Below are 12,447 nucleotides of genomic sequence, written 5' to 3'. Positions count from 1 at the left end.
TCCACTGAGCATCCCGTCATGCCGATGGATTCTCTTCTTTTCCGTGCAGCTGAAGGGGAACCAGGAGGACCGGGATTTTGCATTCACGCAGAACCTTGTGGGTTGTCCCGCCGAAAAGCGCTTCTTGAATAATGCCGTGACCCCGACACCCCATAACCAGGGCATCGTAGGTTCCCGTTGCCGCATGGTGCAGGATCCGCTTTGAAGCGATACCCGGCTCGACAACCACCTTTTGAAGGATAAAGGTGCATTCGGTTATCTTGTCGGCGGCTTCCGAGCAAAAGTGCTCGATGCGGGTCTTGATCCGTTCGATAAGCTCCGCCTCAGTTTTTCCCCTGTATTCCTCCAGATCCCGATATCCTAAAAATGCAGAAATGAGAATCTCCGCGTTGGGCGGCATTTTTTCGACCACATGCAGCACCGTGACCACCGCGCTGTATGCGTCCGCCAGGCTTGTCGCATAAGTAAAAGCGCGGTTGGCGTTTTCCGATAAATCAGTTGCAAAAAGGATTTGCTTTATTTTGGGTTTGCTGAAAGGCATGATCCCCCCTTATCGCTTGGTACAACTCCGAACATCTGGAGTGAAGGTTCACTGATGTTTAATCGGATTCGTTATCCATACCGATATTAAAAATGAATGATTCGAAAAATATATTTAAGACAAAAATACACACCGATCAGGATGAAAAGACCGCCGGTGATGCGGCGGAGCCAGAATTCCACCGGGGCCATTCGGTTGAAAAACAACCCTGCCATTCGGGTGCTGTAGGCCATGATAAAAGCGAATCCGATGACCGGAGCGGCGGTGCCGACCCCGTAAAGAAGCGGCAAAAAAAAGCGGGACTGGCATTTGAGCGCCAGCGGAATCACGCTTCCGAAAAAGAGCGCCGCAGACACCGGGCAAAACGACATCGCAAACAAAAATCCCATGAGAACGGCGCCGAAAAAGCCGCTCTTGCCGAGTTGTTGAAGCCGCTCCATGCTGAAAGAGACATTCGGCAGGCGTAGCGAAATCAAATCGAGAATAAACAGGCCGGCGATGATTAAAAAAGGTCCCAGAATCCGGTTCATGTGCATTTGAAGAAAATTAGACACTCCCGGTATGGAAATCAAGCCCGCGACAAGCAGGAAGCTGATGAACATATAGCAAAGGGTGCGGCCGATGGTATAGGCAGTGGCCGCGATCACCGTTGAAAAACGAGAATGGATCTGCTGGCCGATATAGCTCGTAGCGGCAATATTGGTTGCCAGCGGGCACGGGCTGATGGATGTCAGAATGCCGAGCCAGATAACGGAGAAAATTTCCGCCGTGCCGATTCCCATCGTCATTGCCCCATCCATGCCTTCACTTCGGATAAAACATATTCGTCGAATTTGTCTTCATTTCTCACAAAATTCCAGACTTTTTCCAGGTTTTTCCACCGTATCTCCTTTCCGTCCTTTACTTCCGAAATGATCAGAGATTTGGTGAACAGACTGTAATCCTTGACATAATGTTGGTTTTCCGGTTCATCGACATTGACGGCCCGCCAAACCAGCGCCCCGGATTTCAATTCTTGGGCGAAATGGTTGGTTATGGCTTTTTCAGACAAGGTTTCAATTCGTTGACAGGTGCCGCAACGAAACGAACCGTGAAAGTAGGTGGCGGTATAATAATGGGCGGGGGTTGCGGATGGGGTCTCGGCTCCTTCCGCCGATGCCGCCATAAAAGCCGGCATGACGAATATCAGCATGAACAAAATCGTCCGGTTGCAAAAAGGCAGGTGTTTTTGAATAATTTTCATAAAAAAATTCCTTTACTGATTTTGGTTCTTCCTTCAGTGCCGTTTAGGGCTTGCACGACACATGGCAAACGCCGGTCGGTGTTTCCAGCGCATACGGAAAGTATTTACGTTTGAACCAGAGCGCGGCATTCACCAGAGAGATGAGCACCGGCACTTCCACCAGGGGACCGATGACGGCGGCAAAGGCCTGCCCTGAATTCAGGCCGAAGACGGCTATCGCCACGGCGATGGCCAGTTCGAAGTTATTCGATGCGGCGGTAAAAGACAAGGTCGTTGATTGCTCATAGGTGGCCTTTGCTTTTATGCTCAACCAGAAAGAGGCGAAAAACATGATCACAAAATAGATGCACAGCGGAACGGCCACGCGCACCACATCCATGGGCAGTTGAACGATATATTCGCCTTTCAGGGAGAACATCACCAGAATGGTGAAGAGCAAGGCGATCAGCGTTATGGGGCTGATTTTGGGAATGAATTTTGTTTCATAGCGTTCGGCGCCCACCGTGTTAAGGCCGATTATCCGGGAGAGTAACCCCGCGATAAAGGGAATGCCCAAATAGATGAAGACGCTTTCCGCGATCTGGCCGATGGAGATATTCACCGCCATGCCTTCCAGCCCCATCCATCGGGGCAGCACGGTGATAAAGATATAAGCGTAGACCGAAAAGAAGAGCACCTGAAAAATGGAGTTGAAAGCCACCAAGCCCGCGCAGTACTCCCGGTCCCCCATGGCCAGATCGTTCCAGACGATCACCATGGCGATGCAGCGCGCAAGCCCGATCAGAATCAACCCCACCATGTATTCCGGGTATCCGGATAAAAAAGCGATGGCCAAAAGGAACATCAGAACCGGCCCGATGACCCAGTTTTGCACCAGGGACAGCGTCAGCACTTTAATGTCGCGAAATACAAACCCCATCTTTTCATATTTTACCTTGGCAAGCGGCGGATACATCATCAGAATCAAGCCCACGGCGATCGGAATATTGGTGGTGCCGACGGAAAAGCGGTTGATGAAATTTTTGATTTCCGGAACCAGATACCCCCCTCCCACGCCGATGAACATGGCCAAGAAAATCCATAGGGTGAGAAAGCGGTCTAAGAAGCTTAATTTTTTTTTAAGGCGATTATCACTCATGTCCCTCAGTCCTATTTTTCCGGCCGGCATGTTGGCCGACATCCCTCGAACGACTTATTTTTTAAAATAGTTCTGAATCCAAACCATGTCTGAAAGACTTCCGCCCATGAGGTAAAAATAAGTGGTTATCCAGTTTGTTAAGATGACAACCACCGCAAAGATAAGGGGCCCGACGCTCATAAGGGCAACACCGCTCATAATGTTGCCGACAATGCACCCGCCCGCGATGGCCGCACCGACGCCGACCAAAAGGCCTCCGAAAAAAGCGGTTATCGTCTGTTGCGGCGGCTTTGGTAACAACCTGGCCCGACCCGTCAATTTTGCACTGACAAAGGCGCCCAAGACGATCGCGAACACCTCGAATAACAACCAGAGAGAGACTTTTTTAGGGGACTTACCGATTTCCTGTTTTCCGCTGTTAATGGCGGGGGGGACGAAATTGTTTTTAGGCGCATATACGTATTCAAGCGGCGTATCCGTCAGTAAGAGTTCGGCATGCATCACCCCATGGGTTACCCCGAGAGGATAGTTACGGCCGCTTGCGGCGGACGAAAGGTATGCCAAACAAGCAAGAAGCCCGATGGCGATCCCCGCTTGCCACGGCCGCCAACGGGAAGTCATGATGGTTTTGAGTTTGCTGGTACCCGATGAATGGTTTTGCAGAAGGGGCAATCTATTTTTATGCCTGAAAAAAATGACCGCGCAAATCGTTAGAATGGCGAAAATGATGGATAGAGACCAGTAGGGCAGATGGAGCAATGAAAAAAAAGTGACTGGCCCGCCGTCTGTGTTTTTAACCACATAGGTTTGTAGCGTGTTCTGAAACGCCTTAAGAGAACCATGCTCCACCCACATGACGCCGATCGGAATCGCCACCAGCGCGGCCATTGAATTTAGGTTGCCCTGGGCCACTTTAAAAAGGCTGCCGCTAACACATGCCCCCGCCAACACTGTCCCAACGCCGAAAATCACTCCGCCGATGATGGAACTGGCCCATAGCAAAGGTTTGGGGCTGAGCTTCACCATCCCCAGACCGTCCAGCAAGGAAAACCCGAGCATGCTGACAACAATCACCACCCCTATGCCCTGCATCTTTTTCCAGTCTTTGAGCAAAAGAATTTCGCTGAAGGCAGAGGCACCGCAAAGATCCCCTTTTTCCAGAAAAAACCCGAAAAGAAAGCCCACGGGCAAAGCGGTCAGCACCCAATAACCGCTGATTTTTGCGGCCAAGGTAACGCCTATCAGGCACACCACTGACACGACGCTAATCCATTTCCACGAAGTTTCTCTATCCTTCGCCATCTTTATCCTCTATCTAGTTATCGAAAATGTATTTGGAGTTGAATATTTCAAGCGTATAGTTTTTCAAGAGCATATTCGGGGCCCTGTAATCAAAACATTTCAGTCGGGTTGTATTTTATTACTATTCCGTTACGGTCTTTAAAACATACAAAATCATTTTTCCAAGATTGTCTTTAAACATGTGATGCGGGGCGCCATCTTTATTAATATATTGATATAATGAACCTTCTTTAACTTTATGCCACGCGGTTTCCAGGTCGTCGGTTTTGTCGATAACGACAAAACCCGGCGGTCTTAAATGAATTTCGGGTGACCACGCAGTTGATATGCCCTCCGGACTGAGGCTTCGAGGGTCCGTTTTGATTTGAATGACGGCTTTATCGAAAATAGAATTGATTGATATCAAATGGTTATAGCTAAATACAAGCAATTCATATCCTTCATCGCTGTCAGTCTCCGAACCTGTGTTTTTAACGCCGTCCAGGTCTATTTTGTTGGTCTTTTGTTCTAAATTCGTTAATTTCAGCAACAAATTTACGGCTTCTTTTCCCAGGATGCGCTTGGCCTCTTCTCCCTCATAACAAATCACGACGGGGCACACATCACAGTCCGGATTAAGGGGCTTGACGCGTTCCGCGAAAAGACTTTCCGGAAATATGATCAAGAGCACCACGGGGTAAATGAGAAATTGTAAAATCAAGTTATTCATCATTATCAGCCTGTTTAATCACAAGACATTATTAATGCGTATTTCCCGATTATCCGGTAGCTGCCGATGCCTACTTTTTAAGCCAAGATTTAACATCTTCCTTTTTCGGGATTTTCCCCACCGACTTGACTTCGCCATCCACGACCACCGCAGGCGTCCCGAACACGCCGTAGCCCGCGATCTTCATGATATCAGTGACTTTTTCAATGTTGGCCGCAACACCGGCTTCGGCCACGGCTTCCTTTACCACCTTTTCCGTCTCCTGGCATTTTGAGCAACCAGGCCCCAATACTTTAATTTCCATTATATCCCTCCTTCATGTTTTTGAATATACAGGTTGGCCGCTTCCAGAATCAACGCAGCGGGTATCGCCTCGTAAGTTTGGCCGTATCGTTCGATTGTTCGGCACATGGTGGGTGAGCCCAGCAATTCGCCGCACGAAGTGCAGCAATTTTCAGATTTCCGTGCATTGGGTAACAACTGCTCGATGGGAATGCCGTTGAAAAAAATGGTATTCGACTCCGGAATTTCATTCTCGGTCAATAGGATCTCTTTCAATGTCACCTCCCAGCCTTTGGGGTGTAACTCTTTAACCAGCGTTTCATGAGCGTTGCGAACCGTTTCACCGGTATCTGAGCAGCGGTCACAGGTTTTTCCGTCTTTATCCAGATGGCGCCATTCAATGGTAAGCTGCTTCATTTTAATCCCCTTTTCTTGGCTTAAGTTGCTATTGCACCGTAAAGCATTCCGGCGATGGTGGACAAAATTACAATGATAGCGCAAAAAGTTATTGTTTTTTTGGCGCCCATAACGCTTCCGATTACCAGCATATTCGGCAGACTCAGCGCCGGACCGGCCAGCAACAGGGCCAGGGCCGGGCCCTTGCCCATGCCGGCGCCGAGAAGCCCCTGAAGGATAGGAACCTCGGTCAGGGTGGCAAAATACATCAGGGCGCCTGCCAACGAGGCGAACAGATTGGCCCAGAGGGAATTTCCACCCAAAAGGGATTGAACCCAATGCTCGGGGATCAAGGCGGGATGACCGGGACGACCCAGCAGAAAGCCAGCTACCAGCACCCCGCCGCCCAACAGCGGAAAGATCTGTTTCATAAATCCCCAGGTCGATTCAACCCAGCTTTTACCTTCCTCCCTGGTGAACCATGCCTTGAGCATGAAACCGAGCACGATGAGCAAGCAAATGGTGATGTACCATTTGGCGGCGAAAATGGCGGGCCACAATCCGGTTGACCCGGGGGCGGGCTTGGCAAAGGCCGCGAACACCAGAATAAGAACCATCGTCAGAATATACAGGGTGTCTTGAAGCAGGGTGCGCTGTTTGCCATCCGAATCCGGAACATAGATCTGGCCGGCCGTGCGGGCGGCATCGTCTTTACGAAAAATAAACGCCATCAACAGGCCTGTGACAACGGCAAAGAGCACGGCTCCCACCGCTCGGGCCAACCCCAGTTGCCAGCCCAGAATTTTGGCCGTCAGGCTGATGGCCAGCACGTTGATAGCGGGTCCGGAATACAAAAATGCGGTCGCAGGCCCGATACCCGCTCCCCGAGTGTAGATGCCTGCAAACAGCGGCAAGACCGTGCAGGAGCATACCGCCAGAATGGTGCCGGATACCGAGGCGACGGAATAAGAAAGAATTTTGCCGGCCTTGGCCCCGAAATATTTGAGCACCGAGGCCTGGGAGACAAATACCGCGATGGCACCTGCGATAAAAAAGGCGGGGATGAGACAGGTCAACACATGCTCTCTGGCATATTCCTGCAGCATCATAAACGCTTCGAGGCCGGATGTGCGAATGAGAGGATGACTCCAGGGAATGTAATATGCGGCTAAGAAAACCGCTACAATCAGCAGAAGTTTGGTACGCTCCTTCATCCTTCAGGTTCTCCTTTACCGCGACCACGGTTACCAGGCATTGTTGGCGTAATGCCTTTTTATAATAACTATTTTCTTGGTTAACGATATGGTGATATTAAAAGAGATCAGTCCGAACAGCTCGAGCAAATCAGTTCGCGGCGTATTTCAGGCAATTGTGCCACCAGTTTTGCGATCTCCGCATCCTCTTCAAGCCAATGTTTCAGGTTTCCCAATAGGTTGGCCGCATAAGGGCTTTGAGACCCATCCGTCAACCGGTAGTTAACCCATAACCCATCTTTTGAATAGGTAATAAGACCCGCCTCTTCTAGTATTTTAAGATGCTTGCTGGCGGATGATTGCGCAAGGCCGAGGGCCTCTTTGATTTCGCATACGCAAAGTACTTTTCGTTGAAGAATTTTAACAATCTTTACCCGATTCGGATCGGACAGGGCTTTCATCACCTTGATAAAATTTCGCATGGTGCCTCCATTTTTATACATTCAGATATAGCGATATAGGTGGGCTGTCAAGCTTAAAATGCCGGTGGTCTTGACCTTTTTCGCGGTTGTACTGAATGCCTTTTACGAATTGGGATAAAATCGGTAATGGGTATCGGTTGCGGCCCTTGTTAAATCGCTCGGCGGTGGATGGCAGCTTGCAGGGCTGCCGGTTGAGGCGATAAACTATAAGGATGTGGCTACGATGCTTTGAGGAAAATAGAATTGGTCGGAGTACCTGAGCTTGGTGCGCCTGAGCGGCGGAATGGTCCGGAAAACAAGAGATGGGGTTGCCTGATTTTTTATGTAAATTGTAAAAGCTTTTGACGATTTGCATAAAAACGGATGGCGTTTCGTTATAATTCCACGCGCTGATGAAAGATTCCTCTGCCGACTGATTCTGTCTGTCGCCCGCAAAGCGGGCAGGCGTTTCCCATGCATTCTTTATTCAAGTGCTGTTGCTCGCAGCTCATCGGCAGGTTCGCCTCAAGGGCTATCGGCAAATACTTCTTGGACAACACAGTGGCGCTTGTCAGGGCGAGCCACGAATCGCGCTGACAGCAGCGGGCGGCCTTTAGACCCGAAATCTTCGAGAGAACGCTCCGGACGGCGCTTTGTACGATTTGCCGTTTTTCAGGGGTTAGCGGTGTTGCTTCCAATATCAGACTGAAAGCGATGCCGACGCCTACCGCTGCGCCGCAGACGCCCATGAACGCACAGTAACCCCCTGCCACCGACGCGCCGCGTTTGATTCCGGTTTCAATGGTTGAAAGCGGAATGTCGCCGCCGAGATTTCGATAGGTGGTGAGAATAATTCCGGGCACGAGAGCGTGGTGTTCCGGCCCGTTTACGGGCATTGCCGGATGCCGTCGAATCTGCCTGAAAAGCTGAACCATGTCCGTTTCGAGCGTTACGGAACAAACATGCTCGATTACTTTCATTCCGTCGGCCAGGTGACAGGCATCACAGACGAAGTGGCCCTTTTCACAGCGGCTGTTCGTGGAAATTTCTTCTTGGCAATAGGTGCATCGCCGCAGCTCTTCCCGGGGTAGATAAGTTATCGGCGCGCCGCACACCATGCACCCGGCCGGCCGGCGCGGGAATAGCGAGACCACAGCCGGCGTTACTTCCTTTTTCCGCTGATCTTCAGGGGGTAAAAAACAGGCGCACGTCTGTTGGGCGGCGATATTGGTTACATGACCAGCGGCATCAAGGATAAATAGTTGATCGCCCAGGCGTTCCGCTTCATCCCGGGATAGCGCTTGAACCCGGCCCGGCATCAGCAGGGATCCGTCATGCGCCGTGAGATAAGGGAGCGGTCCGCGATACATCACGCAAACCGAGGCCGACGCCCTCGGCTTTTCCGCAGAATAGGTCAGTGAAAAGAAGGGGTGCCCGTGAACCTCCCGATAGGGAAACCGCTTTATGAGCCGAATACCGATAAAGCCGCTCTCCGCAAGAAGCGCCATCAAATGGTGCTGCGCCATTGCGCCTGCGATGCATTCTCCGCGCAGGGTTTCATCGTTTCGAATCGCGGCATCGGGTTCGGTCTCGCAGACCACATCCGAGATCACCAGACGGCCTCCCGGCTTCAGCACTCGAAAAATCTCCGCGTAGGCTTTTCGCTTATGAACCGAAAGGTTCATCACACAGTTGGAGAGCACCACATCGGCGCTTTCATTTTCCAGGGGCAAAGCTTCAAGATAGCCTTTTCTAAAGTCGATGGTTGAAAATCCGAGATTTTCGGTTACCTGGTTAAGTCCTTCTCCGGCCAGCGTCAGCATGGGGTCGAGCATGTCGACGCCGGTCACGCGGCCGTCTTTGCCGGACAGCCGCGCGGCGATAAAGCACTCGACGCCGCCGCCGCAGCCCAGATCCACAACCCGCTCGCCCGGTTGAATCTGCGCATCCAGCACGGGGCTCCCGCACCCGTATCCCCGAAACCGAAACGCTTCGGGAATATGGTCGATCAACGCCTCGTCATAGCAAACCGGATTTAAAATATCTTCCTTTTTATCACCGGCCGCATCGCTGTAAAAGCGTTTCACGACGGTCAAACTGGTTTCACCGGCGGTTGCGAGCAGGCAATTGGAGTGGGTTAGGGAAACCTTTCCGTGACTGCCGCAGCTTTCCAGAATCTCTCCCATGCGCAACCGCATTTGCGGCGATGAATGATCGGGTTGGCCTTTACCTTCCTCGGTCAGGAGCCACAGAATGATTTTTTCATACAGCGGGTGATAGGGATCATCACCCATAAAGGTCCGGTGGTGGAGATAGCTGTGATCCATATCTCCCCCGCCGGTCAGGAACCGGAACGGTGAAGAAAGGGTTGCCGCGGTGGCATTTCGAATTGAATTCAACACCGGGCTATTGTGCCAGGCGGTTTTAATGCCGGCCGACATATCGGTTGCCAGCTCGGGAATTCCGACGAGCGCGGCCGATGGATAGAGCCTTCCGTCCGGGCCCACGGCCAAAGATTCCCATGCACCGCTTGATCCGTCATGCATGGTCCCGGCCGGCGAGAAAATCTGCGTTTTTAGAGACTCGATATTGTCAATGGACACTTGCCGCGCTTCGGCGGATGCCGTCGCTTGCATCAGTGACTCAAAAAGGGCGTCGACCGGCACGATCAGGTTCTTGTCGGCTCGGCCGCGGACAAAGGTCCACATAAAGTGAATATTGCCGGCGCCATTGTCCGCCGCGGCGTCAACGACCGCCGGCATGTCCGTTACATTCCACCGGTTCACGCTCATCGAAAGGGTGTAGGGAATCTTTTGCCGACGCAACCAGTCCAGATTCCGCGTCAACTGAGAATAAGCGCCTTTTCCCCGAATGTGGTCGTGTGCCGCCGGCGCGCCGTCCACACTGATCTGAAGATGAAAGCGGTCCGAATCAAATTGGTTGCGGTTTACTATATCCGGAAGATTCATCCCGTTGGTCAGCACCACGACATGGCTGTCCTGAAGCTGAAGCAGACCGCGGATGATCGCCACGATGTCCATATGAACAAAGGGCTCGCCACCGGTCAGGGCAAACAGGCGGGCCCCCATTCGATGGGCTTCCGCAGCGATGCGCAGCACCTGCGGCAAACATAGCTCAGCGCTGTGTTTCGGAGACGATGCAAACAGGCAGTGACGGCAGGATAGATTGCACCGGTTGGTCAGGTGAAACCAGAGTTCCCTTAGCCGGTCGAGGGCCAAGTAGTTCGAACGTCCCGTATAACTGATCGGTTCGGCATCCGGCAATGCGGCTAAAAACCGAAGGGTCTCCGAATCGACGCCGGACAGCGTTGTTGAATCCAGACGCCGAATCACCTCGTCTCCCCGGCTGTTGGGAATAAACCAATCCGGCCCCTCCGGGCGGATATAGACAGGCATGCGTTGATATTCAAACCGATGCCAGCATTCTTTCCGGAAGCTTGTCTGGCTGTTCATTTTTCTCCTGCGAAATGTTTTTTCCGTGATCTTTTGTTCAGCACAATGGGAATTTGTGTTACCGAACCAGCGGGTGTTTCCGCGCCCATTCCTCGGTGCCCCCCTCAAAATTGACGGCGGGCGGTAAGGTCCCGAGTGAATGCACCAGCCAGGAAAAGCCGGAACGAATGCCGCCGGTGCAATAGTAGACCACCGGTTTTCGCAGGTCAACTCCCTTTTCTTCGAGCAGTGCGCTCAACTCGTGGGGGGCTAAGCTTTGACGATACGGGCCCTTAAAAAATTTTCCCCAGGGAATATGGATGGCGCCGGGAAGATGTCCGGGCAGGTATTCGGTTAAGTAGCCGCGCGTGTCGATCAGGTTGATTTGGCCCCGCTGAGACGCGATGTCGTCACGGGTCCGGTTCATTTCAGGGCGCGGATGAATCTGATAGGTTACCTGGCCGTGCGAGTTGCCTATATCCGAAGTGACGGGCTGCCCACTGTCCCGCCAAAGATGAATACCGCCGTCCAGAAAATAAACGGCTCCCTGATGGCCCAGCCAGGCCAGCATCCAGACCAGCCAGCCTTCCCCTCCCCAACTGCTGTCGGCATCCCCATAGACCAGAACCGCATCGGTATGGCTGATTCCCAGGGCGCCCAACGCATTGCCCAGTTCTTCGGGCTTGAAAATGCGGTATTTGACGCCGTCCGAATCCGTTCGGGTATAATTTTCCCAGGAAAAGGATCGTGCGCCGGGCAGATGTGCCTTTTGCCATTCTTTCTGGGGCCTTGCATCCAGGATTGAAAACCGGTTCAATCGTTCGGCTGCCTGCCGGGGATCAATTTTCCGTAAGTCGAAGGCACAAGCAGTATCAGGGAAAAAGACCCCCGAAAAGAGAACGACACAGATTCCCGGCATAAGGCATACCCAATGAATAAAACCGGATGTTTGTTTATTGAAGGGCATTATTTCAGATTTTTTCTCCAGCGCCGGTTTCAGCCAGGGGCTGGTTATCGCTTTGGCTGAAAAACAGTCAACCACTATCGATGATAACGGGTTGGATCTTTAACGCCGGCAGCCTCAAACCCCAGGCGCCTTAGAATGCAACTGTCGCAACGGTCGCAGGCGAGGCCGGTATCAGAGGGGTCATAGCAGCTGTGGGTCAGTGAATAGTCCACGCCGAGCGCAATGCCCTTTTGAATGATTTGGGCTTTGCTCATGTGCAACAACGGCGCCTGAATTCGAAATCGATCCGGGCCTTCGACACCGGCACGGGTGGCAAGGTTCGCCATTTGTTCAAATGCTTGTATGAATTCGGGCCGGCAATCCGGATATCCGCTATAATCAATGGCGTTGACACCGATAAAAATGTCATAGGCGCCCAGAACTTCGGCCCAGGCCAGGGCCAAGGATAAAAATACCGCATTGCGGGCGGGCACATAGGTCACCGGAATACCGTTCGATTTTATGATATTTGTAGCTGATTTGGGAACATCGATAGTATCCGTAAGCGCAGATCCGCCAAAACGGCTCAGGTCGATACTTAAGACGATCCGGTTTTTAATTTTGAAAAATTCAGCCACGCTTTCGGCGGCTTGCAATTCAAAGGCATGCCGCTGACCGTATGCATAACTGATGGCGGAAACATCGTAACCCTCGGAAAGGGCGATGGCCATCACGGTGGTGGAATCGATACCGCCACTTGAAAGAACGACTGCTTTTTTCATAG

Annotated in this window: 13 protein-coding genes; all 13 read right to left on the bottom strand. The window is 51.9% G+C overall.

Features of this window, described 5'->3' with window-relative positions:
* Window positions 1-16 precede the first annotated feature (16 nt).
* Window positions 17-541, bottom strand: a complete 525-nt coding sequence (locus RBT11_04760) for a universal stress protein (GenBank protein ID MDX9786057.1) — start codon at window positions 539-541, stop codon at window positions 17-19.
* An 86-nt stretch (window positions 542-627) separates the two neighbouring features.
* Window positions 628-1,329: an aromatic aminobenezylarsenical efflux permease ArsG family transporter gene (locus RBT11_04755; GenBank protein ID MDX9786056.1), complete on the bottom strand. Its 702-nt coding sequence runs from the start codon at window positions 1,327-1,329 to the stop codon at window positions 628-630.
* Window positions 1,326-1,784: a nitrophenyl compound nitroreductase subunit ArsF family protein gene (locus RBT11_04750; GenBank protein ID MDX9786055.1), complete on the bottom strand. Its 459-nt coding sequence runs from the start codon at window positions 1,782-1,784 to the stop codon at window positions 1,326-1,328. The genes RBT11_04755 and RBT11_04750 overlap by 4 nt, the downstream gene beginning before the upstream one ends.
* Before the next feature lie 43 nt (window positions 1,785-1,827).
* Window positions 1,828-2,922, bottom strand: a complete 1,095-nt coding sequence (gene arsB, locus RBT11_04745; protein ID MDX9786054.1) for an ACR3 family arsenite efflux transporter — start codon at window positions 2,920-2,922, stop codon at window positions 1,828-1,830.
* Between the two features lie 54 nt (window positions 2,923-2,976).
* Window positions 2,977-4,224: a YeeE/YedE family protein gene (locus RBT11_04740; protein MDX9786053.1), complete on the bottom strand. Its 1,248-nt coding sequence runs from the start codon at window positions 4,222-4,224 to the stop codon at window positions 2,977-2,979.
* Between the two features lie 121 nt (window positions 4,225-4,345).
* A complete protein-coding gene (locus RBT11_04735; protein MDX9786052.1) occupies window positions 4,346-4,936 on the bottom strand; it encodes a hypothetical protein in 591 nt (196 codons plus the stop codon).
* 67 nt (window positions 4,937-5,003) lie between these two features.
* On the bottom strand, window positions 5,004-5,237 hold the full coding sequence (locus tag RBT11_04730) for a thioredoxin family protein (protein ID MDX9786051.1): 234 nt from the start codon (window positions 5,235-5,237) through the stop codon (window positions 5,004-5,006).
* On the bottom strand, window positions 5,237-5,632 hold the full coding sequence (locus RBT11_04725) for a DUF2703 domain-containing protein (GenBank protein ID MDX9786050.1): 396 nt from the start codon (window positions 5,630-5,632) through the stop codon (window positions 5,237-5,239). Before RBT11_04725 ends, RBT11_04730 begins: the two co-directional genes overlap by 1 nt.
* Before the next feature lie 20 nt (window positions 5,633-5,652).
* Window positions 5,653-6,825, bottom strand: a complete 1,173-nt coding sequence (locus RBT11_04720) for a permease (GenBank protein MDX9786049.1) — start codon at window positions 6,823-6,825, stop codon at window positions 5,653-5,655.
* A gap of 107 nt (window positions 6,826-6,932) precedes the next feature.
* On the bottom strand, window positions 6,933-7,286 hold the full coding sequence (locus RBT11_04715; protein ID MDX9786048.1) for a metalloregulator ArsR/SmtB family transcription factor: 354 nt from the start codon (window positions 7,284-7,286) through the stop codon (window positions 6,933-6,935).
* Window positions 7,287-7,660: 374 nt separating this feature from the next.
* On the bottom strand, window positions 7,661-10,738 hold the full coding sequence (locus RBT11_04710; protein ID MDX9786047.1) for a DUF5714 domain-containing protein: 3,078 nt from the start codon (window positions 10,736-10,738) through the stop codon (window positions 7,661-7,663).
* Between the two features lie 58 nt (window positions 10,739-10,796).
* On the bottom strand, window positions 10,797-11,636 hold the full coding sequence (locus tag RBT11_04705; GenBank protein ID MDX9786046.1) for a rhodanese-like domain-containing protein: 840 nt from the start codon (window positions 11,634-11,636) through the stop codon (window positions 10,797-10,799).
* A gap of 122 nt (window positions 11,637-11,758) precedes the next feature.
* Window positions 11,759-12,445, bottom strand: coding sequence for a 7-cyano-7-deazaguanine synthase QueC (gene queC / locus RBT11_04700; protein ID MDX9786045.1), 687 nt, complete (start codon window positions 12,443-12,445; stop codon window positions 11,759-11,761).
* Between the last annotated feature and the right edge of the window lie 2 nt (window positions 12,446-12,447).

The sequence above is a fragment of the Desulfobacterales bacterium genome (assembly GCA_034003325.1).
GTDB lineage: Bacteria > Desulfobacterota > Desulfobacteria > Desulfobacterales > JAFDDL01 > JAVEYW01.
Note: the sequence above shows the minus strand (reverse complement) of the source record. Positions and strands in the feature narration are given on the sequence as shown.

Excerpts from the sequence above, each read along its gene's own strand:
- arsB (MDX9786054.1), bottom strand. The coding sequence starts at position 2,922 with ATGAGTGATAATCGCCTTAAAAAAAAATTAAGCTTCTTAGACCGCTTT.
- RBT11_04725 (MDX9786050.1), bottom strand. The coding sequence starts at position 5,632 with ATGAAGCAGCTTACCATTGAATGGCGCCATCTGGATAAAGACGGAAAA.
- RBT11_04755 (MDX9786056.1), bottom strand. The coding sequence starts at position 1,329 with ATGACGATGGGAATCGGCACGGCGGAAATTTTCTCCGTTATCTGGCTC.
- RBT11_04740 (MDX9786053.1), bottom strand. The coding sequence starts at position 4,224 with ATGGCGAAGGATAGAGAAACTTCGTGGAAATGGATTAGCGTCGTGTCA.
- RBT11_04705 (MDX9786046.1), bottom strand. The coding sequence starts at position 11,636 with ATGCCGGGAATCTGTGTCGTTCTCTTTTCGGGGGTCTTTTTCCCTGAT.
- queC (MDX9786045.1), bottom strand. The coding sequence starts at position 12,445 with ATGAAAAAAGCAGTCGTTCTTTCAAGTGGCGGTATCGATTCCACCACC.
- RBT11_04760 (MDX9786057.1), bottom strand. The coding sequence starts at position 541 with ATGCCTTTCAGCAAACCCAAAATAAAGCAAATCCTTTTTGCAACTGAT.
- RBT11_04750 (MDX9786055.1), bottom strand. The coding sequence starts at position 1,784 with ATGAAAATTATTCAAAAACACCTGCCTTTTTGCAACCGGACGATTTTG.
- RBT11_04720 (MDX9786049.1), bottom strand. The coding sequence starts at position 6,825 with ATGAAGGAGCGTACCAAACTTCTGCTGATTGTAGCGGTTTTCTTAGCC.
- RBT11_04730 (MDX9786051.1), bottom strand. The coding sequence starts at position 5,237 with ATGGAAATTAAAGTATTGGGGCCTGGTTGCTCAAAATGCCAGGAGACG.
- RBT11_04710 (MDX9786047.1), bottom strand. The coding sequence starts at position 10,738 with ATGAACAGCCAGACAAGCTTCCGGAAAGAATGCTGGCATCGGTTTGAA.
- RBT11_04715 (MDX9786048.1), bottom strand. The coding sequence starts at position 7,286 with ATGCGAAATTTTATCAAGGTGATGAAAGCCCTGTCCGATCCGAATCGG.
- RBT11_04735 (MDX9786052.1), bottom strand. The coding sequence starts at position 4,936 with ATGATGAATAACTTGATTTTACAATTTCTCATTTACCCCGTGGTGCTC.